The sequence below is a fragment of the Rhizobium sp. 25PS6 genome (assembly GCF_032464655.1).
GTDB classification, from domain to species: Bacteria; Pseudomonadota; Alphaproteobacteria; order Rhizobiales; family Rhizobiaceae; genus Rhizobium; species Rhizobium laguerreae.
Genome location: NZ_JAWDIV010000012.1, coordinates 107,109 through 128,200, shown reverse-complemented (window position 1 = coordinate 128,200; position 21,092 = coordinate 107,109). Strand labels below are relative to the sequence as shown.

Here is a 21,092-nt window from a genome sequence, read left to right as displayed (position 1 = left end):
GGCTCTTAACTCAGCGCGCACTGTCCAACTCAGGATAGTGCCTGAAAATCCCTTCCTCGTTGAAGGCCAGGCGGCGGGACGAGGCGAGATAACGGGCAATGTTTGGACGCTTAGCCACAGCATCATGCAGAGCCAGCAGGGCGGGATATTCCGCCTTGCGGTTTGTCATGGCTCTCGGGAAGGCGTAGCTCAGGCCCTCGATCACCTGGAAGAGCGAGAGGTCGACATAGGTCAGCGCATCGCCGACCAGATGGTTGGGGCCTTTCGGGTTCTGCCGCAGTACATGCTCGAAATAACCGAGGAATTTCGGAATGCGGTCGCGAATGAAAGCGGCAGAGCGGGCTTTCGCCTCTGGCTTCTGATCCTCGTAATAAAGCGACATGTCGATCGGGTGGTGCGTGTCGTGCACCTCGGCGACGAAATCGGTGACGGTCAGCTGCAGGCCGTTGACGACATGGCGAAGGCCTTCATCCTGAGGCGCAAGGCCGAGCTTCGGGCCGAGGTAAAACAGGATGTTGGCGACATGCGGGACAATGAGATCGCCGTCCTTCAGGAAGGGCGGCGCAAAGGGAATGTGCGGTTCGCTGTCGCTCTTCATGATGTCGAACATGGCGCCGGTACCGCGCCCGGGCTGGCGGGTGATGTCGATATAGTCGGCGCCGGCTTCCTCCAGCGCCAACCGCACGAATTCGCCGCGGCCTTGAATGCCGTCCCAATAATAAAGTTCGTATGCCATGAGCGCTCAATCCTTCGATTGACGACCGAAGTCTTTTCGCAGTTCATCCTTGGCCTTTTCAAGGGTGCCGCGCCGCTTTTTCGTCAGCTGGTCGCCGGCGCGGTTGATGTAGAAGGTCAGCATCGACATGGCGGCGCGGAAGGGACTCGACTTGCGGCGATCGCTCTCCTCGGCGGAGTGCTTGACGGAGCGGGCAATCTTCTTCGGATCGTCCGATTTGAACACGCCTTCCTTCAGGTCCATCGCATCGCTGTGTTCGGTGACGTCCTGCGACCATTTCTTCTTCGATTTGGCCATGGGTTAAACTCCCTATGCGGCTGACGGAAAGCCTCCGCTTGCCGCATCAGTTGTTAATGGTGGCTGTGGTGTTCGTTGCGCTTGCGCGTCGCGGCGGCCTTCTTCGCGGAAGCGGACCGTTCCTCCTTCGAGCGTGCGGCGGATGCCGCGCCGCCGATGCGGCCGCCCTTTTCGGAGGATTCATGCGTATCCTTCTTGCCGCGGCCGGAACCGGATTTGTTGCCGCCGCCGCTTTCCTTGTTGACGGTCGCCCAGGCACGCCGTTCGGCTTCCTTCTCGGAGACGCCGCGATCCTCGTAGCCCTCCTCGATGTGCTCGGCCTTGCGCTTCTGCTTGTCGGTATAGTCGGATTTGTCACCTCTCGGCATCTCGGCCTCCTCTGGTTTGCAAAGGGACTGAACCGATCAGGAGCCCAAAAGTTCCGGCCGCGGTCGTGGCCCGCAAGGCCCGGATTCGGAACAAAGGCCGGTTTTATCAGGTTTCCGATGGGCCTGCATAATGGCCGTCTCGGTCCTCCCGACACGATCTCGATCGAACTGAAGGCGCGCGACGACAGCTGCACCAGCGAGGTGGATCTGATGCGCAAATATCCCGAGTTCGACGACGCCGACGCATAAAAGCAGAGGTGGCAGCAAAGAAAACAGAGATACTCTAGGCGCCAGGCCGCTGCTGGACGGCGTTCTTGACCGCCTGGTCGAGTGCCGTGCTGCTGAAAGGTTTCGACAGCAGCACTGAACCGGGGAGACGGTTTGCATCCGGCAGGCTGCTGTTGCCGGTGGCAAAGATCAGGCCGACCGACGGAAAGGCCTCGCGCGCCTTGGCGGCAAAGACCTGGCCCGACATCCCGGGCAGGCCGACATCGGCGACGATGATGTCGACAATGGTGTGTCCGAGGATTTCCACGCCCCTTTCGCCGCTGTCAGCTTCGATCACGTCATAGCCGAGATCCTGCAGAATCTCGGCAGTATCCATCCGGATGAAGGCGTCGTCTTCCACGAGCAGCAGCTTCAGCTTTTTGCGGGCGATCTCGGGGTGTTTGGCAGGGGCCAGTGCGGCATCGCTCGCCCCTTGGCGGCGTTGCGTCCTGATAGTAAGCACATGGCGGATCTTGCGGGCGAGTTCCTCGCGCGTATAGGGCTTGGAGAGCAGTTCGAGGCCGGGATCGAGTTGGCCGCCATGGACGATCGAATTTTCGGTATAGCCCGATGTGTAGAGCACGGCGATGTCAGGCAGACGCTCGCGCGCCATGCGGGCAAGCTCCGGGCTCCGCAACGGACCGGGCATGACGACATCGGTAAAGAGCAGGTCGATATGGGCGCCGCTTTCGATCACGGTGAGCGCGCTTTGCGCATCCTTGGCCTTCAACACGTAGTAGCCGAGATCCGACAGCATCTCGACGACGGTGACGCGCACGCCCTCGTCGTCCTCGGCGACAAGGATGGTTTCCGTGCCCCCGGCGGCCGGTACGCTGTCGGCGGCCGTGACCCGGTCCTCGCTTCGGAACGAACGGCTCAGGTAGAGCTTGACGGTCGTGCCTTCGCCGATCTCGCTGTAGATCTTCACGTGGCCGCCGGACTGCTTGACGAAGCCATAGACCATCGACAGGCCGAGACCGGTGCCCTTGCCTTCCGGTTTCGTCGAGAAGAAGGGTTCGAAGGCCTGCTCAATCACCTCCTGCGTCATACCGGCGCCGGTATCGGTCACGGCGAGCACCACATATTGGCCGGCTGTGACTTCAGGATGGATGCGGCTGTAGGAATCGTCGAGGAAGGCGTTGCCGACCTCGATCGTCAGCTTGCCGGCGCCATCCATCGCGTCGCGGGAGTTGATCGCAAGGTTGAGCAGTGCGTTTTCGATCTGGATCGGATCGGCGAAGGTGTTCCAGAGGCCGCCGGAGACCATGGTCTCGACTTCGATCTCCTCGCCGAGTGCGCGGCGCAGCATGTCGTCCATGCCGGTGACGAGACGACCGATGTTGATGACCTTCGGTTCCAGCGGCTGGCGGCGGCCGAAGGCGAGCAGCTGGCTTGCCAGCCGCGAGCCGCGTTCGACGGCGGCAAGCGCGTTGGAAATGCGTTCCTTGCCCCGGCCGCTATCTGCCACATCCTTGCCGAGAAGCTGCAGGTTGCCGGAGATCACCTGCAGCAGATTGTTGAAGTCATGGGCAACACCGCCGGTAAGCTTGCCGATCGATTCCATCTTCTGCGACTGCTGCAGCGCTGCTTCGGCCTGCTGGCGTTCGGCAATCTCGGCCGCGACGCGGACCTCGAGCATTTCATTGAGTTTCCGCAGCTGATCTTCCATGTCGCGGCGCTGGTCGATTTCGACTTTGGCGGCACGGAAGAGCCGGATATTGTCGATCGCGACGGCCGATTGGCCGGCGAGGCTGACGAGGCTCGCCTCGGCCGCTTGGGAAAAACGGCCGGGCTGGCCGTGACCGAAGAACAAGCCGCCGATGACGCTGCCGTCGCGTGATTTCACCGGCACGGCAAGATAGCTCCTGACCGGAAGATGCCCCTTCGGCATGCCTGCATGCGGCGCATTCTGCCCGTAGCGCGGGTCGAGCAGGATGTCGTCGGAGCGCACGATGCCTTCGCCGTTGAAGGTCGGTGCGAAGACCTCGGTATTGCGCGGCATCGGGAATTTCTCGAAGTTCTTCCGATCGACGCCGGCGAGCGCATAGAGCATGTAGCTGCCGCCCTCGCCATCATCGACATTGTAGAAGAAGGCACCGAATTCCGCGCCGGTCAGCGTCACGCCGGCATCGACGACAATCTGGGTGAGGCGTTCGACACTGAGCTCGGCGGTGATCGCCGCACCCGCCTGGTTGACGACTGCAAGCGCTTCCGATTTCGCGCGCAGCTCTTCCAGCGCGCGCTGTTCGCCGCGCTTGGCCGACACCTGATCGGTGACATCGAGGGCCGCGCAGAGGATGCCGGCGACCTTGCCGTCATCGTCGCGCAAAGGCGTGTATGAAAAGGTGAACCAAGTGTCCTCGGTACGGCCGTCGCGGCGCATCGGGATGAGCAGCTCTTTGAAGAGCTGCGAACTGCCTTCGAGCGTGCTGGCGACGATCGGCGAGAACTGTTCCCAGATATCCGCCCAGACCTCGCGGAAGGGTCTTCCGAGGGCATCGGGATGCCGCTCCTGGAAAACAGGCACATAGGCGTCGTTATAGAGAAAAGCGAGGTCCGGACCCCAAGCAACGAATTTGGGCTGGCGGGAATTCAACACCATTTCGGCGATATGCTTGAGAGATGCAGGCCAGCTTTCGACCGGACCGAGACCGACGGCGTGGAAAGCCGGATGCCGTAACAATTCGCCGATTTCGCCGCCGCCTCTCGGCCAGCCGTTCCCGACGCTTCCCATTCAAAATCGCTTTCTTGTCGTCAGCCGCGCCGGGGGTGATCTGTCACCTCGGGGTTCAACCCTTCCAAACCGTCAACATAGAGGCTTCCGATGGGAGGGAAAGGGCGCGGTCGAAACATCCTTAACTGCCGGGTGTTCAACAGTTTTAGCAGTCTGCGGACATCGCCTGCGAGGTGTTATTTTCGATAGAGTTTTTGCGATGCGGCAAAGGCGCGGCCGATATAGACGGAGACCAGCTGAACCGGCGCGCGCGGATCGCGAAAAACCAGTCCGACGAGGTTGTCGACGACAAGGATGAACCCGAGCGCGAGACCGAGGTAGAGCAGCGCGGCGATGACGAGGAGCGACATGTCCATCCCTCACACGATCGCGGTCGAGAAGCGACCGCTGGCGGCGAAGAGCGGGATTGAGAGGATTTCGATACGGCCGTCGTTCATGGCAACTTCCCCGGTTTCGCCATAAACAGCCATGGGATGCTCTTGTGCCTCAAAGCTTGCAGCGTCATCCGGCCTCTGTTCACCCCCGCATGGAAGCCCCCACCCCTGCAATTCAATATCGCACAACCAATTCAGGCATATGACAAAAAAGGGTCAAGGGCGTCGAGGCGACGCCCTTTTTAATTGAGATGCTCAGTATTCTAGTGTTCAGGACGCGGTCTTGCGGCTCGCGGTGCGCTTCGGCGCCGGCGTGACCACGCCATTCGTCTTGCCGCCTGTCGCAGTGCGCTTGGTCTTGGGCTTGACCTCTTTGCCGTTGGAAGACGCAGCCGAGCCCTCGAGCGCGTCGCGCTCGTGTCGTGCCTGTTCCCAATGGATCGACTCTCGCCCTGTCGGATAACCCTCTTCTTCCCAGAGGGTGTATGCACGTTTTTTGATCCACTCTTCCCGAGTTTCTGCCATCGCTGATCTCCAGTCACATGATGCCGTCGTTCGAACGCGATACTGCTTGGATGGTTCCAGAGGAGGGGAGCTCTTTCAAGCGAAATCGCGCCGCAACCGGAAATATTTCGCATCGCAGCATATTAGGGTTGAGAATCGGCCTTCACTGGGACCGAAACTCCACCGCCTTGTGCAGATCTGAGACGAAATCCCGGCGTTGCCGGCGCTGCTCTGCCTCGTCGCGAATGCGCAAGAGATAGGAAGGGTGGATGGTGACCAGGACAGGCGGACGGTTTTCCGGATGCAGGATATGGCCGCGCTCCGGCGTCAGCTTCACCTTCGGACCGAGCAGCGCATAAAGCGCGCTTGCGCCGAGCGTCACGACGAGCTTCGGCTGCAGGATGTTGATCTCTGCACCGAGCCACCAGGCGCAACGCCTGATCTCGCCGGCATTCGGTTTTGCATGTAGCCGCCGTTTGCCGCGCGGCGTGAACTTGAAGTGCTTGACGGCATTGGTGACATAACAGCGCTGACGATCGAGACCGGCCTCTTCGAGGCAGCGATCGAGCAGCCGGCCGGCGGGGCCGACAAAGGGCCTGCCGGTCAGATCCTCCTGATCGCCCGGCTGCTCGCCGACAAGGACGATCTCGGCTTTCACAGAGCCTTCGCCGAAGACGATTTGCGTGGCATTCCTGTAAAGATCACAACGGGTACAGCCATCGGCCTGATGCCGGAGTTCGGCAATGCTTTCGGCATCCGCGACTTCGAACGCCAATGCGGGACCGATGTTTGCGGCGATGTTCATGATGGCGATCCTCACCTCCTCGGGATCAATCGATCCGCGCAGGGATTGTTCCCTGCTGAAACGGACGGCGCCGGGTCGGCAAAATGATCACGGTGAAAAATTTCGCGTCATGGGAGAGCGACGGCGCGATTGAACGCCGCCGTTTCGCGGCTATATTCGCCAGCGATGTTCTATCTCCTGTCGACCTACTGGCCGCATATCCTCTTTGTCGTCTCGATCGCCATGGGGGCCGCGGCGGCGATCCATGCCGCCATGACCAAGGAGGAGGTGCGTGCCGCGATCGGCTGGGTCGGCGTCATCATCCTGTCTCCGATCATCGGCGCGGTGCTCTATGCGATTGCCGGCATCAACCGTATCCGTCGCAAGTCGCTAAGCGTCCGCCGTGACGCGCTGCTGCTTGCGGCCGAATTCGACGAGTTGGAGACCTTCGACGCCGAGGCCGAGACGGTGATCAGCCAGTTCGGTCGCCGCTTTGCGGCGCTGCAGACACTCGGCGACCGGGTAACGCGCAATCCGCTGACTTCAGGCAATACGATCGACATGCTGGAGACCGGCGACGAGGCCTATGCTGCGATGAAATCAAGCATCGACGAGGCGACGCGCAGCATCCTGCTCGAAACCTATATCTTCGACCGCGATGCGGTCGGCCTTCGCATCGCCGATGCGCTGATTGCGGCGGTCAGGCGTGGTGTGGAGGTCCGGGTGCTGATCGACGCGGTTGGCGCGCGTTATTCGGTGCCGAGCATTCTTGGCCATCTCCGTGAGAGCGGCGTCACCGTCGCCGTCTTCAACGGCAACGTCATCATGGGGCTGCGGCTGCCCTATGCCAATCTGCGCACCCACCGCAAGATTCTGATCGTCGATGGGAAAATCGCGCTAACGGGCGGAATGAACATCAGGGCGGGCTTCAGCGAGGAGGCAACAGGCGAGAGCTTTGCCCACGACACGCATTTCAGCGTCACCGGCCCTGTCGTGGCCGATCTTTTCGACCTCGCCGCCGAGGACTGGCGCTTCTCAACGCAGGAGTTGTTGAACGACGAGCCCTGGCGCATCGAACTGCCAGAGCGCAGCCCCGGCGACCCCATCTTGATGCGCGTCGTCGCCTCCGGCCCGGACCGCAGCGTCGAGACCAACCACAAAATGCTGATGGGCGCCTTTTCCGTGGCGCGCCAATCGATCCGCATCATGTCGCCCTATTTCCTGCCGGACCGTGAACTCATCAGCGCCCTGGTGACGGCGGCGCGGCGCGGCGTCGAAGTCGATATCGTCGTGCCCGCGGTCAACAACCTCGTGCTGGTCGACCGGGCGATGACGGCGCAATTCGACCAAATCCTCAAGAACTACTGCCGCATCTGGCGCTCCACCGGCAGCTTCAGCCATTCGAAGCTGCTGACGATCGACGGCACCTGGGCCTATGTCGGCTCTTCCAATCTCGATCCGCGTTCGCTGAGGCTGAATTTCGAGGTCGACCTCGAAGTGCTGAATGAGGGCTTTGCCGCCGAGATCGACGAGCATATCGAGGAAACCCTGAAATCAGCGACGCCGGTGACGCTCGACGGGCTGCGCGCGCGGCCCTTCGCGGTGCGCCTGCTCGAGAAGGTGCTGTGGCTGGGCTCGCCCTATCTCTGACGAATTTTTTGCATTCTGACATGGCAAGTTCTGCCCGGCTGCCTATACTGCCGAATGAGTAGCCCTTTTGATCAACGGAACAAGTGCGCCGCCCTATGCACGCCAGGAAAGACAGTCTTCCCGCCAGTATTCTCGCCTCGATCAGGAGCAGGAAAAAGCGGCTCGACGCGGCGCATATGGAGGCAAGGCCGCGTAGCGCCGGCACGCTGATCGCCTCCTACAACGTGCACAAGTGCGTCGGCACCGACCGGCGTTTCGATCCGGAGCGCACCAGCCGGGTGATTCACGAAATCGGCGCCGACCTGATTGCGCTGCAGGAGGCCGATACGCGTTTCGGCGAGCGCACCGGCATTCTCGACCTCGGCCGGCTGGAGCGGGAGACGGGCCTCATTCCGGTGCCAATTGCCGGTATGGCGAAGGCGCATGGCTGGCATGGCAATGTCGTGCTCTTCAAGAGAGGGCTGGTGCATGACGTGCATCAGGTCAAACTGCCGGGTCTCGAGCCGCGCGGCGCGCTTGTCGCCGAGATCGAGCTCGAAGAGGGCGGGGTGCTGCGCATCATCGCCGCGCATTTCGGCCTGCTGCGCCATAACAGAGCCCAGCAGGCCCGCACCCTGGTCGAGCTCATCAACGACAGGCACGAGATGCCGACCATCCTGCTCGGCGACCTCAACGAATGGCGGCTCGGCGACCGCTCCTCGCTCAACACCTTCCAATCCGCCTTCGGCGAGCTGCCGCGCGCCGTGCCAAGCTTTCCCGCCGGCCTGCCCATTCTGGCGCTGGATCGCATCATCGCCAACCGCAAAGGCATCATATCCGAAGTGGAAGCGCATGATACGCCGCTCGCCCGCGTCGCGTCCGACCATCTGCCGATCAAGGCGCTTGTGGATCTGAAACCAGCAGCAGTTTGAAGTACGGAGCCGACGCGCGGGCTTAAGCGGCCGAATGTTCCCTTGAGCTTGATAGGGCCTCAGGATCGGAACTGTGGGGTAAAGATCACGCCCATGCCAAGCGCCTTCCGCGCGATCCACCTTCAGCTTCAACGAACACCGAAACGGTCGTTGCGACTCGTCTTTACTGGCCTTTTCGGCATCGAGCCCGCCGCTCGGCTTCTCCTGCGTGTCTACGGCGCCTGGATGCCGGGAACTTCGCTGAGGACGACGAGTTAGCGGCGAGGCCATCGGCTTCCGCCGGTGCAAAGGAGAAGCGTTATGGAAGATCGGGATCGAGAAAACAGAATCCGCGAACGCGCCCATCAGATCTGGGAGCGCGAAGGAGGAGGCGAGGGTAATCAGGAACGTCATTGGGAGCAGGCTACCCGCGAGATTGATGCAGAGAACGCGGCAGCTGGTGAAGGCGACGATGGAAAAACCGGCTCGACGGGGTCGGCGAGCGGCCTGCAAGGGGGCGGAACCTCGCCAGGAGGTGGGCCGGCATCCGGCGTCGACAGCATGGCGGAACCAAGGAAGAGTGGAAGAGGCGGGCCCGATCCGAACTAATCCATCTCAAAGACGCAGACAAACCCGAGAGACCAAGTGGTCGCATGCTGTAAGAGCGTGATCAGGGTTAGCGATGATCGGTTCCTTCGACAAGATCGAACGTCGCGAGCGTGGGAAGCCCCATTGGATCGAGGGACCGAAGCGATGACGACGGAATTGCGGATTCTCGACGCCGTAGTGGTAGGCGCGGGCCCTGGAGGCATGACGGCTGCTATCTATCTGGCGCGGCTGAACCGCAAGATCGCTGTGGTCGACTCTGGCCACAGCCGCGCACTGCTCATCCCTCGCTCACGCAACCATCCAGCCTTCCCTGAAGGCATCGAGGGAACCGAATTATTGCGGCGCATGAGCATGCAGTTGCAGAACTTCGCCGTCGACACTGTGATTGGCACCGTTAGGCGGCTGAGGCGATGTGAAGCTCGTTGCTTTTTGGTTGAATTCACCGGCGGTCGGATCTGGGCGGAAAACATCGTGCTGGCAACGGGTCTTAGGGACATCTTCCCACCCATAGATGGAGCCTATGATCTCGTCCGCTCTGGCCACCTCCGCTTCTGCCCGATCTGTGACGGTTACGAAATTGCGGGACGACCGGCAGTGGTGATCGGCGCAACGGAGCGGGCCGCTTCCGAAGCGCGCTTCTTAAAATCATTCACAACCGACATCGCCATTGCGACCCTCGGGAATACCTTGGACGTCACAGCCGAAACGATGGATCGGCTTATCGACGACCGAGTCACCGTACGGTGCGAGCGCTTGGTGCGATGCTTGCGTTCCGAGCACGGAACGGTCGACCTCGTCCTTGAAGCATCGACTGTGCTCGAAAAGGTCGTGCTCTATTCCGCGTTGGGGGTTCGGCCCCACTCGCAGCTCGCTGAGCGACTGGCTGTTGCACTCGATAGGGATCGGCGGATCAAAGTTGGTTCACATCAGGAAACAAACATCCAGGGGATCTACGCGGTTGGCGATGTTGTCACAGGTCTGAACCAACTCGGTGTGTCGATGGCGCAAGGCGAAATCGCGGCCGTCGCCATTCACAATCGGCTGCGCGAACGCAAGAACGACTGATGAGGCGTTAGTTGCCCGAGGCGAAGGGACAATCTTCGCGCATGAGGAACGGTGATACCACCCGAAGGAGCGCCGAGAAACCAACGCATGCGAGCTCCGAATTGGAATCGATGTGCCTCGCCCCGTCGCGGAGTCGACCCGACGGTGGCCTGCAACAGCCGCTTTGGCCTTCGGCGACCCGATACCGTGGAACCTTTGCTGAGCTTGAATGTTAGCGGCATCTGCACGGCAAAGGCCGTATTGCCGCTGGTCTATCCCGAGGCAACCGGCCCAGATGCTGGTGGAAAAGCATAGGAACGGCTGAGGACCCAGCGTTATATGAACCAACGGTGCCCATCATCAATGGGAGTGCTGTTATCTCTGTCCCTCAGGGTTGGCAGCCGGGCGGCAGCGCGGTGCGGAAGCTTTTGAAGGCTTACAAGGCAGGAGGAGGATCGACAATGGACCAAGGCTCATCCCCGTGGTTGCTTTCGTCCTACGTGGGTGCCGTCATCATCATCGGCCTCATCATCACCGCGGGCTCGATCTCAATGTGGTGGTTGAGCGGGGGCGACGGTGCGGCATCATCTCCAAGCGAAATAGGAGAACCGCGATGATCAATAAGGATGGCAAGACCGCTGCCGAAGTGCGCGGTCGAATCCAATCAGGAGACAGCGGAGACATCAGATCGGGATTTGACCCTGCAGCCGCGCCACTGGAAACAGATGCTGAGGCCGCAGGTCAGCCGATGAGCCACGAAGAGATCGAGACGGCGCTGCATACCCAGAGCAGGGGAGCGGCCGATCGCCAACGCAACTACGATGTCGCCATGCGTGAACCCGGGAGTGCAGGGACCATGCCCCAGACGACGCGCTCTAACCCTTTACGCATCTTCATCGCCACACTGGCTCTTGTTGCGCTGGCAGTGGCGATCGCCAGCTGGATTTACAGCTGACAAGCTAGACGTTTGATCCCGGATTTTGATGGTGCAATCTTCTCACAGGCTAGGAGAGATTCGCTATGGGACAAATTCTGCATGGGAGCGCCACGACGACAGAGGCGATAGGCAAAGCAAGCCGCGCCAAGCGGAGCTTCTAGTAACTAAAGACCGTTCAACCTTGTCGGCACTACTGCGCGACCAGAACGGCTCCCATCAGGATTGCGCAGACGAGTCCAAGGATGTTCAAGCCGAGCGAGACGAACTCGCTGATCTGCTGACGGTGGGGATGGCAATGCTCTGCATTTCCTATGACGGCAATAGCCCCGCCGACCATCCAGCAAGTCAGTGTCAATGTCCCAAAAACAAGTGCCAAGTTCATCGCTTCGTTCAACCGGTCTTTGCGTATGGGGCACCCAACCGATACATCAGGGGTTTGTTCCGGCCGTCGAAACTCCGTCCGGTGGGGTACATCGCTCAGTGCAACCAGCCTACGCCCCGGCAACGAGGAGGTGCCGGATAGATCACTGATCATTCGTTCCGTGCGCAAGGGTATCCGCTGCCTGTCTAAACTTAGAGGTGAAGGTCGAGCAAAGAGTCAGACGCAAGCGACTGGGCTATGGAACTAAGCGGCTTGGCCGTTGTTCGGCGATTTCCACATACCTCAAGTATAAAGGGAAATCCTTTGAGCGAATTGCGCCAGGAGTTTGAGCTTCGAAGAGATTTTCTACCGACGGGTCAGGAGGACGAGTGGATTTCACCTCGTCGAACGATATCAACGCTCGGTGGCTCGTCGACACCACAAAGTTCGGATTCGTCGCGGCCGCTGGTCATCGATCTCGATGGCACCTTGGTTCGATCCGACCTGCTGATTGAGACCGCCTTTTCTGAACTCAGGCGCCGCCCCTTTTCCATCGTTGACCTTGTCCTCGCAACGTGCAGGGGAAAGGCATGCCTCAAGCACCGTCTTTCCACACCCGCGGATTTCGATCCGGCTATCCTGCCCTTTGATCCCGAGGTTCTGAACTTGATCCATACGGCGCGGGAAGAGGGACGTCAGGTCTATCTCGCATCCGCGACTCACGAGCGCCTTGTCTCGCGCATTTCCGACCATCTAGGTGTCTTCAACGGCTGGTTTGCAACGGACGAGACGACAAACTGCGCCGCCGAGGTGAAGGCGGAAAAGCTCGTTTCGGCCTTTGGCCATGGCGGTTTCGACTATGCCGGCAACGACGCCGCAGATCTGCCTGTATGGCGTCACGCCGGAAAATCATACGCAATTCGGACGTCGGCCAGGGTAGCGCGGCAACTGTCGCGCCAATGCGACAATGTTGTACATCTTGCGCACGACAAACCGAGCTGGCGGACTTGGGCGCGGTTGCTGCGGGTGCATCAATACGTCAAGAACGGGCTCGTCTTTATCCCGTTGCTGACAAATCAACTCTTCGACGTCCATAGTCTTGCCAATTCCGCTCTGGCTTTGGTCGCCTTCTCGCTTTGCGCGTCGAGCGTCTATGTGCTGAATGACTTGGTCGACCTTCAGGACGATCGCGGTCATCGCAGCAAATGCCGCAGGCCGCTGGGGTGCGGCGATATCCCGCTCTCACACGCGCTCATGGCAATCCCCGTTCTCCTTCTGCTGTCGTTTATCGTCGCCCTGACGATTACACCCGCCTTCATTTTGGTGCTCGCCGGATACTTTGCGTTGACCACCGCCTATTCGTTCTTTCTGAAGCGGAAGATGATCCTCGATGTCGTGACCCTTGCAGCTCTTTACACCACACGCGTGGTAGGAGGGTCGGCGGCGATCTCGGTTTGGCCTTCTCCTTGGCTGCTTGCCTTCATGATGAGTTGGTTCCTCTCGCTTGCGCTCGTCAAGCGATACACGGAGCTCATTTCGCGCCGAGCCGCGAACCTACCCGACTCGAAGAGCCGCGATTACAAGAATGGAGACGTCGGCATGATCGGCGCATTGGCGGCCGGGGCCGGAATGAACGCGCTCACATTGTATGCGCTCTACGCTGCAAGCGACAGCGTGAAGGATCTCTACACCCGGCCGGGAATTTTATGGCTGGCGGGACCAATCCTGGCTTGCTGGATTGCCCGCATCCTGTTGCTCGCCCATAGGGGATTGATGCATGACGATCCGGTCGTATTTGCGATCAAGGACAAGGTGAGCCTTGCGACTCTGGGCGTTGCCAGCGCCTTTGTTGTCGCCGCACTGTGAGGTGAGCGAAATGCGTTCCCATTATGGGGGTGAAGGGATCCCGACCCGCATCGCAGTTCGCTATGTCGTGTTCGCGATCCTCTCGACTTTAGCAAATTTTGCGGTTCAGGCGGCTGTCGTGAAGATCTACCCGTCGCAAAGCCTCGTGCCGTCAATGCTCGCGGGCACTGCCGCCGGGTTCGGGCTTAAGTACTTCCTCGACAAAAGGTGGATCTTCTTTGACCGATACGAGTCGCACGGCGACGAATTGCTCAAGATCGTCCTTTACGGCCTGTTCAGCGTCGTGACGACAATCATATTCTGGGGATTCGAAATTGTCTTCTGGACAGTCTGGAGAACGGATCTAGCGAAGTATGCGGGCGGGGCGATCGGTCTGGCGATCGGCTACATCTCAAAATTCGCGCTCGACCGAAAATTCGTGTTCAAGTTGGAAGGGGCGTGACAGACTGATGGAGGGATGGGGACGTTATCCACGCCATGATAGTGAAGTGCTTGATTGCAGGCTGCCGGAAGCGCTGCCTGGAACGGTGTCATCGCGCGCGGGTCTGATTGCTCGCGGCAACGGCCGCTCGTATGGCGATGCCGCGATCGGTGAGCATCTCACTTTGACCTGCGGTGCATTGAACCGGATGAAAAGCTTCGACGAGGTGAACGCGTCGCTGACCGTCGAAGGTGGCGTCATGCTGTCGGACATTCTCAGGTCGTTCATCCCCCGGGGCTATTTCCCCCCGGTAGTCCCAGGAACGAAGTTCGTCACAGTTGGAGGAATGATCGCATCCGATGTGCACGGGAAGAACCATCATCGCGACGGTGGGTTCGGCGAACACGTTCGCGAAATCAAGCTGGTTATCGCCAGCGGTGAGATCATTACCTGCAGCAGAACCCAGAATTCAGAGCTTTTTTTCGCGACACTCGGGGGTATGGGCCTCACGGGCATCATCGCTGAAGCGACCTTTACGCTGAGGCCCATCAGTACCGGCTGGATTGTTCAAAAGACGGTCGCGACAGAAAATCTCGGCGATACGCTGAAAGCCTTGAAGCAAACAGACGACGCGACCTATTCCGTCGCCTGGATTGATTGCCTTTCGCGGGGCGCTTCGCTCGGCCGCTCGCTGATCTTTGTCGGCGAGCACGCCAGCCCGAGCGACATCGCTCAAATGCCAAAAGCAGCGCCATTGCCTCCCTTCAAGGCAGCCCGTTTTTCACTGCCGGTCGACCTGCCTGGTTGGGCGCTCAACAGAAGGAGTGTTTCCGCATTCAACGATCTTTATTATCGGGCGGGTGCCCGCAAAGCAGCCCGAGTCTCTTTGGTCCACTGGGACAGCTACTTCTTCCCGCTTGACGGTCTTCTCGAATGGAACCGCCTGTACGGCAAGCGCGGCTTCCTGCAGCATCAATGCGTGGTGCCTGACGAAAACGCACTTGCGGTTCTGAGCAGTATGCTCGATCGTTTCGCTCTTTCTGGGAAAGCCTCATTCCTGGCCGTGCTGAAAAGGCTGAGGGGTGGCGCAGGCCTTCTGTCATTTCCGGCGCCAGGGTATACCCTTGCACTCGACCTGCCAGTCGCACCCGACGTGTTCCAGCTGTTAGACGAAATTGACAAGCTGGTTGTCGCGGCGGGAGGGCGGCTCTATCTCGCCAAGGATGCAAGGCAATCCCGTCATACATTCGAAGCCGGTTACCCCCAACTGCAGGCGTTCAAAGAGCTGCGACGAACTACGGGAGCCGACCGTCACTTTAGTTCCCAGCTGGGAAAAAGGCTTGGCATATGAAAGCCATCGGCAAGACACTGCTCCTGATTGGCGCGACGTCGGATATTGGTCGTGCGACTGCCTTGGTCTATGCCGAGGCGGGCTGGGACATTCATTTGGTCGGACGCAGGCGTGAGCTTGTCCAACGCGAAGCCGATGACATCGTCACGCGCACCGGCGCCGTCGTCGCCGCCCATGAACTGGATATTCTTGATACCGGCCGCTTCGAAGAGTTCCTGAGCACCGTGTCGCCATTGCCTGACACGGCCATTTGCGTCGTCGGCGAACTCGGCGAGCAGGCCCGCGCCGAAAGGGAACTCGAACACGCCGCCATGGTGATGCGGACAAACTTCGAAGGACCGGCTTTGATGCTCGGCCTCCTGGCTAGCCGCTTTGCCGCGCGCGGGTCCGGCACCATCGTCGGCTTAAGTTCGGTCGCCGGCGACCGCGGGAGAGGATCAAACTATGTGTATGGCGCCGCGAAAGCTGGCCTGACGGCGTTCTTGTCGGGTCTCAGGAACAGACTATCCACAGCCGGGGTACGCGTCCTCACCATTAAACCCGGTTTTGTGCGAACGCGGATGACTGATGGAATGAAGCTTCCACCCATGCTTACGGCCGAGCCTGCAGAGGTCGCTCAAAGGATCTTCGCCGTTGCCGATGGCAGCAAGGGAGGGGACGTCGTCTATGTCAGGCGGATTTGGTATCCGCTCATGGCGATAATCCGAGGCATCCCGGAACCGATCTTCAAGAGGTTGCGGCTGTGATCGAAACCTGGGGAATAGAAGATAGAGATTGCCCTGGCCGCTTCGTCGTCCGCATGTTCCATCTTGTTGATCCGCTTTTTCCGCGCGCCGATGCGGATCAAGGCCTGCCCTCGGGAAGGACGGGGTCGAGATGAGGCGCCGCCTTTTTTCCGCACAAGTTGCGCTCCTGGTGGTCGCGGCAATTTGTGCCGCCATGCTTGCCCTTCCTGGACGGACCATCAACACCGCTTTCATCAACGATGTTTTGATATTCATTGATGGAGCGCATCGTATCGCTGTCGGGCAGGTGCCAAACCGTGATTTTCATACGGCGCTCGGACCGTTGGTCTTCTATATCCCTGCCTTGGGATACCTCTTGTCCGGAAATTTCGGCGCCGCGATACCGATGGGAATGGCGCTCCTGACCGTCGCGTTCATGCCTGCGATGATCCGTATCCTTCTTTCGCGCCTCAGCTCACCCTCAGCCATCGCCTTGGGCATATTCCTGATTCTTATTCTCGCTGTCCCGATCAATCTCGGAAGTCCGGTCCGGCTTCTTTCTTTTGCGATGTTCTACAATCGCATCGGCTGGGTCGCTCTCGGGCTCATCCTGGTGATGTACCTGACGCCGAGATCCGAAGCCGCGCGCAACGACGTTGCAGACAGTCTCGCGACGGCCTTTCTTCTACTTGTCCAATTCTACACGAAGGCGACCTACGGACTCTGCGGCGTGGCCTTTCTGATCTTCCTGTTGTTGGACCGGCAGCAACGTTCCTGGATCCTGGTCAGTCTGCTCCTGACCGCACTGGCAATGATCGTCATCGAGTTCTTCTGGCGCGGCACGCTTCAGCATATAGAGGACCTGCGGGCCGCCGCACGGGTTAGCGGTGATCATGACGTCCGCAGCATACTGAAAAATGTCCGTGAGAATTTGTCGGATCTGGTGGTTTTCACGGTGTTTGCGTTGGTTGCCTTCTGGCACATCCGCAGCCTTCGAGACCTCCTCTACAGTGGCTTCTGCGTGGGTGCAGGATTGGCAATCATCAACCAGAACGCCCACAGCTGGGGTATCATCACTCTCTATTGCGGAGCGGCCGTCCTGGCGGAAAAGGCACGGCGTTTTCAATCTGGCGACCAAAGCGCGCACATGGAGAGGCCTGCTCGTCTTGCAGCTGCACTGCCGCTGCTTCTAGTCTTCTTTCTGTTGCCGCCCATCGTCCACCACGGAGAGGCGATCGTTCTCCACACGGCACTTGCGGCCGAGAATGTTGGCAAGCCCCTTGGCCCTCCGCTTTTTGCGGACGTCCGGGAAATCGACCCGCCCGGTGGCGAGCCTGATTTCATTCAGCGCTACCTCGATAGTATCGAAAGTGGGGGGGCTCTACTTCAGGCCCTGCCGATTCCGCTCGAGCGGGTATTCGTGCTCGATTTCGTCAACCCCTTTTCAGCGGGGCTCGGGATACGTCCTCCCTCAGGTGACACTGCGTGGTTCCACTGGAACCGCAACATCAATGAGAAGGCTTATATCCCACCAGAGGCGCTGTTCGCCGACGTGAAGATCGTGATGGTGCCGAAGACCGGCATCAATAGCCTGCCGTTACAGGAGCTGTATGGCCCATTCATTTCGAAGAATTTCGACACGGTGCAGAAAACGCCGGAATGGACGATCTACCAGCGACCACAGGTCGCGTTGGAAAGCGAGGCGCGGTGACGCAGGCAGTGAGGTCGATGCCGGAGCAGGAAGGCGCATCGCCACGGGGGGCCGCCAATACCTCTGGTGGACCCCCATCGCCTCATTTGCTCTGGTGCTTTCAGCTCTTCTCGCTCTGCCCAACCAGACGATCACCAGCAAATACGTCAACGATCTATTCGTTTTCCTCGACGGTGCGCATCGCATCTGGCGGGACAAGTTCCGAACGTGGATTTCCATACGTCGCTTGGCGCACTCACCTTCTATACTCCCGCTGCCGGCTATGGCCTTTCGGGAAGTATGGGCGGCGCGATGCCAGTGGGAATGGCCATAGTCATCCTCCTGTTCGCAGCCGTTGCCGCGGAGATCCTCGGCAGCCGCATGCACAAGGCGCTCGGCTTGCCCTTGGCAGCTTTTCTGCTTTTGCTCGTCGCGGCTCCTGCCATCCCCGGCCGTCGGTGACTAACTAGGTCGCGCGGCAACTCCCGCGCGCTTTGGTCGTGGCGGACGTCGACCTTCTTGGGCACGCCTGACGGGACACCATCGGCGCCTAAGTGGTGGCGATTGGGCAACACTATCCGCACAGGTGGTTACACAGCGAGATACATGGAAATCTCGCCGCTTGCCCGGACTGCGCCAGCGTCCGCCACCTGTCAGAAGGATGACGAAGGGACCACGCCGATCGTTGGGCCGGGTGGTTTCTGCTCCGGCATCTTGTTCCCTTGCTCGTCGCCGGCGCTCAGCGCCTCGCGCACTTCATCCTCTTCCCAACCCGCCTCGATGGCGGAAGCCACGAGCGTTTCGATTTTCTCGGTCTCCGAGCTGTGCGAAGTCTCATCGAGGTGGCGCCTGGCGGTCTCGAGACACTGACGGAGGTTTGAAGCGCGGCTGGCGTCGTTGCGGTCGTAGCTTGGCGATGCGACGTAGGTCATTTGGAAGCTCCCTGCTGATCGGAAGGAACCCCTGAAGAGAGAGCAGGTTCCACCGCGTGTCTCGGGAAAGCGAGACAAGGTGCAATCCCCAGAGTGACGGCACTTAACGTGATCGCGGCCGTTGCGATTGGCGCGATTCCGGGACGGTCATCTGTGGCGATAGGTGGAAAGATGCCGGCGAGAAGTTTTTGCTGCAACTTTGAAACGGCAAATAGCTTGCCGTGCTTGCGGAACAGATTGCGCTTGTCCCGACCGGCCTCGGTATGTTCTAGGGGTGTTTCAGGACTTGCACTGGAAGCCACCGGCGAGCATGAAAGCTGAAATGAACGCAATCGCAGTACGGCTGGAAAATGTTACCCGTCGCTTTGGCATCACTGCAGCCGTGCAGGATCTTTCTCTTCATATTCGGCGCGGAGATGCGGTTTCGCTCGTGGGCCATTCCGGCTGCGGCAAGTCTACGCTCCTGCGCATGATTGCCGGTGTCGAGATACCGGAATCCGGCCGCATCCTCCTCGAAGGCCGCGAGGTTGCCAGTTCGACCACTTTCGTCGAACCGGAGGCGCGTGGCGTCGGATTCGTCTTCCAGGACTATGCTCTCTTCCCGCACCTGACTGTACGAGACAATATCCTCTTTGGTCTCAAGCGACATTCGAAGGGCGAAGCAACCGCGCGAGCAGAGGAGATGATCAACAAGGTCGGAATCGAACATCTAACGCATCGCTATCCGAACACTCTTTCCGGCGGTGAACAGCAGCGTGTCGCACTAGCTCGCGCCTTGGCGCCCCGGCCGAGTGTCGTCCTGATGGACGAACCTTTTTCCAATCTGGATCAGGGCCTGCGTGGAAAGGTGCGCAGCGACACCTTGAGCCTCTTGAGGGCACTCGGCACGACCGTGATCATCGTGACGCATGATCCCCAGGAAGCACTTTCCGTCGGTGATCAGGTGGTTCTGATGCGGGCAGGCGAAATCGTCCAGTCCGGTTCCGCCTATGATCTGCACGACCGTCCAACGAATCCTTATGCGGCAGAGTTCTTTTGCCCGTCCAGCAAAGTTCCCGGCGTTTACCGTGGCGGATGGATCGAAACCGCGATCGGCAACTTCGCCTATGGGCTTGATCGTCCGCCCGCAAGCTCCGTGACCGTCTATATCCGCCCGCACGCGATTGCGCTGTCCCCCGGCTCGGGAATTGCAGCCCGCATCGAGGACCGTGTTTTGCATGGCGAATTCGAGCAGATAACGTTGAGGATTGAAGGCCTCGATGTGCCGCTTAAGGCCAGAGCTTTGGAGCGGCTTCCGTCCGACGCCGAGAATATTCGGATATCAATCCTCCCCGAGCGGCTGCTGGCTTTTTGACAGCTGACCTGCCGAGCGGAGTCTGCTGACCACTCATCAAGTTTCCGTGATATTCGGCAACAAACTTCGGGGAAAACTTGACTTTCAGCGTCATGAACTGCTCAAGGGATGCGCATTCATTCGGAGGGACATAATGAATTCGCGCTCTATCCTCGTATCCATGCTGCTTGCTGCTTCGGCGCTGATGTCGCCTTGCATCGCAGCGGCCGCAGAAATCAACCTCTACACGACGAGAGAACCGGCTCTGATCGCACCTCTTCTGGAGGCTTTCACCAAATCGACCGGGACGAAGGTCAATACGGTTTTCCTGAAGGATGGCCTGGCAGAGCGTGTCGCCTCCGAGGGCGCCAGCTCGCCGGCTGACATCCTGATGGCCGTCGATGCCGGCAACCTTGTCGATCTGGTCGACAAAGGCGTAACGCAACCGGTCGAATCGTCTGTTCTGAACTCGGCAATCCCGGAACAGCTGCGTGATGCCAAGGGCAACTGGTTCGCACTGTCGATGCGCGCGCGCGTGCTCTACGCGGCCAAGGACATTGAGATGAGCACATTCAACTACGAGGAGCTTGCCGATCCCAAGTGGAAGGGCAAGATTTGCATACGCTCAGGTCAGCACCCCTATAATACGGCACTGTTTGCGGACTACGTCGCTCATTACGGCGCGGAAGAAACCGAGAAATGGCTGACAGCTGTCAAGGCCAATCTCGCCCGTAAGGCAGCCGGCGGCGATCGCGATTCGGCCAAGGATATCCTCGGCGGCATTTGTGATATCGGTATCGCCAACTCCTATTATGTCGGCCTAATGCGGTCCGGCAAGGGTGGTGAAGAGCAGGTCAAATGGGGCGACGCCATCAAGGTCATCCTGCCGACCTTCGAGAACGGCGGGACGCAGGTGAATATCAGCGGCGCGGCAATCGCCAAGCACTCACCGAACAAGGCTGAAGCCGTCAAACTTCTCGAATATCTCGTCTCTGACGAAGCGCAGAAGATCTATGCTGAGGCCAATTACGAATATCCCGTGAAGGCAGGCGTCGCGGCCGATCCGATCATCGCCTCCTTTGGCGAACTAAAGATCGACAGCAAGCCCTTGTCCGAGATCGTCAGCCATCGCAAGCAGGCGAGTGAACTCGTGGACAAGGTCGGCTTCGACAACTAAGGACAGTGAAGGCGCCGCTGACTGGCGCCTTCCCCCCGAGAA

At 59.7% G+C, this 21,092-nt stretch carries 23 protein-coding genes; 14 read left to right on the top strand and 9 right to left on the bottom strand.

Annotated elements, in window-relative coordinates:
• Positions 1-10 precede the first annotated feature (10 nt).
• The 3 genes from RWK44_RS18755 to RWK44_RS18745 are packed head-to-tail and all read right to left on the bottom strand — an operon-like array spanning position 11 to position 1,401.
• Positions 11-736 (bottom strand): glutathione S-transferase, encoded by a 726-nt coding sequence (locus RWK44_RS18755; RefSeq protein WP_316029237.1) that lies wholly within the window; start codon positions 734-736, stop codon positions 11-13.
• 6 nt (positions 737-742) lie between these two features.
• Positions 743-1,033, bottom strand: coding sequence for a DUF3175 domain-containing protein (locus tag RWK44_RS18750; RefSeq protein WP_077980193.1), 291 nt, complete (start codon positions 1,031-1,033; stop codon positions 743-745).
• 53 nt (positions 1,034-1,086) lie between these two features.
• Complete coding sequence (locus tag RWK44_RS18745) at positions 1,087-1,401, bottom strand: hypothetical protein (protein ID WP_011655053.1); 315 nt, start codon at positions 1,399-1,401, stop codon at positions 1,087-1,089.
• Between the two features lie 117 nt (positions 1,402-1,518).
• On the opposite strand from RWK44_RS18745, the gene RWK44_RS18740 reads away from it, so the two are divergent.
• Positions 1,519-1,650 (top strand): hypothetical protein, encoded by a 132-nt coding sequence (locus RWK44_RS18740; protein ID WP_281426458.1) that lies wholly within the window; start codon positions 1,519-1,521, stop codon positions 1,648-1,650.
• 34 nt (positions 1,651-1,684) lie between these two features.
• Here the strand turns inward: RWK44_RS18740 and RWK44_RS18735 are convergent, their stop codons facing one another.
• From RWK44_RS18735 to RWK44_RS18720, 4 genes are all read right to left on the bottom strand, one after another.
• Complete coding sequence (locus RWK44_RS18735; protein ID WP_316029236.1) at positions 1,685-4,402, bottom strand: response regulator; 2,718 nt, start codon at positions 4,400-4,402, stop codon at positions 1,685-1,687.
• Between the two features lie 176 nt (positions 4,403-4,578).
• Positions 4,579-4,752 carry a hypothetical protein gene (locus RWK44_RS18730; protein WP_003548963.1) on the bottom strand — a complete coding sequence of 58 codons (174 nt, stop codon included), beginning with the start codon at positions 4,750-4,752 and terminating at the stop codon, positions 4,579-4,581.
• A 294-nt stretch (positions 4,753-5,046) separates the two neighbouring features.
• Positions 5,047-5,301 (bottom strand): DUF2934 domain-containing protein, encoded by a 255-nt coding sequence (locus RWK44_RS18725; RefSeq protein ID WP_131640776.1) that lies wholly within the window; start codon positions 5,299-5,301, stop codon positions 5,047-5,049.
• Positions 5,302-5,443: 142 nt separating this feature from the next.
• Positions 5,444-6,085 (bottom strand): UdgX family uracil-DNA binding protein, encoded by a 642-nt coding sequence (locus RWK44_RS18720; RefSeq protein ID WP_316029235.1) that lies wholly within the window; start codon positions 6,083-6,085, stop codon positions 5,444-5,446.
• Positions 6,086-6,250: 165 nt separating this feature from the next.
• Between RWK44_RS18720 and RWK44_RS18715 the strand changes: the two genes are divergently transcribed.
• The 5 genes from RWK44_RS18715 (at position 6,251) to RWK44_RS18695 (ending at position 11,212) form a co-directional block, all read left to right on the top strand.
• Complete coding sequence (locus RWK44_RS18715) at positions 6,251-7,714, top strand: phospholipase D-like domain-containing protein (RefSeq protein ID WP_077980276.1); 1,464 nt, start codon at positions 6,251-6,253, stop codon at positions 7,712-7,714.
• Between the two features lie 95 nt (positions 7,715-7,809).
• Positions 7,810-8,625, top strand: a complete 816-nt coding sequence (locus RWK44_RS18710; protein WP_131640778.1) for an endonuclease/exonuclease/phosphatase family protein — start codon at positions 7,810-7,812, stop codon at positions 8,623-8,625.
• Between the two features lie 300 nt (positions 8,626-8,925).
• The gene (locus RWK44_RS18705; RefSeq protein ID WP_316029234.1) at positions 8,926-9,213 is read left to right on the top strand and encodes a DUF2934 domain-containing protein; all 288 of its coding nucleotides are present in this window, start codon (positions 8,926-8,928) and stop codon (positions 9,211-9,213) included.
• 144 nt (positions 9,214-9,357) lie between these two features.
• On the top strand, positions 9,358-10,278 hold the full coding sequence (locus RWK44_RS18700; RefSeq protein ID WP_131661929.1) for an NAD(P)/FAD-dependent oxidoreductase: 921 nt from the start codon (positions 9,358-9,360) through the stop codon (positions 10,276-10,278).
• A gap of 592 nt (positions 10,279-10,870) precedes the next feature.
• Positions 10,871-11,212: a hypothetical protein gene (locus tag RWK44_RS18695; RefSeq protein WP_131662326.1), complete on the top strand. Its 342-nt coding sequence runs from the start codon at positions 10,871-10,873 to the stop codon at positions 11,210-11,212.
• A 172-nt stretch (positions 11,213-11,384) separates the two neighbouring features.
• Here RWK44_RS18695 and RWK44_RS18690 read toward each other — a convergent pair whose 3' ends face one another.
• The gene (locus RWK44_RS18690; protein WP_025397417.1) at positions 11,385-11,588 is read right to left on the bottom strand and encodes a hypothetical protein; all 204 of its coding nucleotides are present in this window, start codon (positions 11,586-11,588) and stop codon (positions 11,385-11,387) included.
• Between the two features lie 378 nt (positions 11,589-11,966).
• Here RWK44_RS18690 and RWK44_RS18685 point away from each other — a divergent pair, with 378 nt between their 5' ends.
• The 6 genes from RWK44_RS18685 (at position 11,967) to RWK44_RS18660 (ending at position 18,070) form a co-directional block, all read left to right on the top strand.
• Positions 11,967-13,421, top strand: a complete 1,455-nt coding sequence (locus RWK44_RS18685) for a UbiA family prenyltransferase (RefSeq protein WP_376776628.1) — start codon at positions 11,967-11,969, stop codon at positions 13,419-13,421.
• A 10-nt stretch (positions 13,422-13,431) separates the two neighbouring features.
• On the top strand, positions 13,432-13,863 hold the full coding sequence (locus RWK44_RS18680) for a GtrA family protein (protein WP_025397419.1): 432 nt from the start codon (positions 13,432-13,434) through the stop codon (positions 13,861-13,863).
• A 7-nt stretch (positions 13,864-13,870) separates the two neighbouring features.
• Positions 13,871-15,193 carry an FAD-binding oxidoreductase gene (locus RWK44_RS18675; RefSeq protein WP_221999257.1) on the top strand — a complete coding sequence of 441 codons (1,323 nt, stop codon included), beginning with the start codon at positions 13,871-13,873 and terminating at the stop codon, positions 15,191-15,193.
• Entirely contained in the window at positions 15,190-15,939 is a 750-nt protein-coding gene (locus tag RWK44_RS18670) for an SDR family oxidoreductase (protein ID WP_221945165.1), read from the top strand. Before RWK44_RS18675 ends, RWK44_RS18670 begins: the two co-directional genes overlap by 4 nt.
• A 130-nt stretch (positions 15,940-16,069) precedes the next feature.
• Entirely contained in the window at positions 16,070-17,629 is a 1,560-nt protein-coding gene (locus RWK44_RS18665) for a hypothetical protein (RefSeq protein ID WP_316029233.1), read from the top strand.
• A 207-nt stretch (positions 17,630-17,836) separates the two neighbouring features.
• Complete coding sequence (locus RWK44_RS18660; protein ID WP_245503791.1) at positions 17,837-18,070, top strand: hypothetical protein; 234 nt, start codon at positions 17,837-17,839, stop codon at positions 18,068-18,070.
• A 191-nt stretch (positions 18,071-18,261) separates the two neighbouring features.
• Here RWK44_RS18660 and RWK44_RS18655 read toward each other — a convergent pair whose 3' ends face one another.
• Positions 18,262-18,540, bottom strand: coding sequence for a hypothetical protein (locus tag RWK44_RS18655; RefSeq protein WP_168286847.1), 279 nt, complete (start codon positions 18,538-18,540; stop codon positions 18,262-18,264).
• Positions 18,541-18,862: 322 nt separating this feature from the next.
• On the opposite strand from RWK44_RS18655, the gene RWK44_RS18650 reads away from it, so the two are divergent.
• Positions 18,863-19,894: an ABC transporter ATP-binding protein gene (locus tag RWK44_RS18650; protein ID WP_131662322.1), complete on the top strand. Its 1,032-nt coding sequence runs from the start codon at positions 18,863-18,865 to the stop codon at positions 19,892-19,894.
• A gap of 160 nt (positions 19,895-20,054) precedes the next feature.
• Positions 20,055-21,050 (top strand): Fe(3+) ABC transporter substrate-binding protein, encoded by a 996-nt coding sequence (locus RWK44_RS18645; RefSeq protein WP_131662534.1) that lies wholly within the window; start codon positions 20,055-20,057, stop codon positions 21,048-21,050.
• Positions 21,051-21,092 lie beyond the last annotated feature (42 nt).

Bases quoted from the DNA above. Each gene is read 5' to 3' on its own strand.
- RWK44_RS18755 (WP_316029237.1), bottom strand. From the start codon at position 736: ATGGCATACGAACTTTATTATTGGGACGGCATTCAAGGCCGCGGCGAA.
- RWK44_RS18750 (WP_077980193.1), bottom strand. From the start codon at position 1,033: ATGGCCAAATCGAAGAAGAAATGGTCGCAGGACGTCACCGAACACAGC.
- RWK44_RS18745 (WP_011655053.1), bottom strand. From the start codon at position 1,401: ATGCCGAGAGGTGACAAATCCGACTATACCGACAAGCAGAAGCGCAAG.
- RWK44_RS18740 (WP_281426458.1), top strand. From the start codon at position 1,519: ATGGGCCTGCATAATGGCCGTCTCGGTCCTCCCGACACGATCTCGATC.
- RWK44_RS18735 (WP_316029236.1), bottom strand. From the start codon at position 4,402: ATGGGAAGCGTCGGGAACGGCTGGCCGAGAGGCGGCGGCGAAATCGGC.
- RWK44_RS18730 (WP_003548963.1), bottom strand. From the start codon at position 4,752: ATGTCGCTCCTCGTCATCGCCGCGCTGCTCTACCTCGGTCTCGCGCTC.
- RWK44_RS18725 (WP_131640776.1), bottom strand. From the start codon at position 5,301: ATGGCAGAAACTCGGGAAGAGTGGATCAAAAAACGTGCATACACCCTC.
- RWK44_RS18720 (WP_316029235.1), bottom strand. From the start codon at position 6,085: ATGAACATCGCCGCAAACATCGGTCCCGCATTGGCGTTCGAAGTCGCG.
- RWK44_RS18715 (WP_077980276.1), top strand. From the start codon at position 6,251: ATGTTCTATCTCCTGTCGACCTACTGGCCGCATATCCTCTTTGTCGTC.
- RWK44_RS18710 (WP_131640778.1), top strand. From the start codon at position 7,810: ATGCACGCCAGGAAAGACAGTCTTCCCGCCAGTATTCTCGCCTCGATC.
- RWK44_RS18705 (WP_316029234.1), top strand. From the start codon at position 8,926: ATGGAAGATCGGGATCGAGAAAACAGAATCCGCGAACGCGCCCATCAG.
- RWK44_RS18700 (WP_131661929.1), top strand. From the start codon at position 9,358: ATGACGACGGAATTGCGGATTCTCGACGCCGTAGTGGTAGGCGCGGGC.
- RWK44_RS18695 (WP_131662326.1), top strand. From the start codon at position 10,871: ATGATCAATAAGGATGGCAAGACCGCTGCCGAAGTGCGCGGTCGAATC.
- RWK44_RS18680 (WP_025397419.1), top strand. From the start codon at position 13,432: ATGCGTTCCCATTATGGGGGTGAAGGGATCCCGACCCGCATCGCAGTT.
- RWK44_RS18675 (WP_221999257.1), top strand. From the start codon at position 13,871: ATGGAGGGATGGGGACGTTATCCACGCCATGATAGTGAAGTGCTTGAT.
- RWK44_RS18670 (WP_221945165.1), top strand. From the start codon at position 15,190: ATGAAAGCCATCGGCAAGACACTGCTCCTGATTGGCGCGACGTCGGAT.
- RWK44_RS18665 (WP_316029233.1), top strand. From the start codon at position 16,070: ATGAGGCGCCGCCTTTTTTCCGCACAAGTTGCGCTCCTGGTGGTCGCG.
- RWK44_RS18655 (WP_168286847.1), bottom strand. From the start codon at position 18,540: ATGACCTACGTCGCATCGCCAAGCTACGACCGCAACGACGCCAGCCGC.
- RWK44_RS18650 (WP_131662322.1), top strand. From the start codon at position 18,863: ATGAACGCAATCGCAGTACGGCTGGAAAATGTTACCCGTCGCTTTGGC.
- RWK44_RS18645 (WP_131662534.1), top strand. From the start codon at position 20,055: ATGCTGCTTGCTGCTTCGGCGCTGATGTCGCCTTGCATCGCAGCGGCC.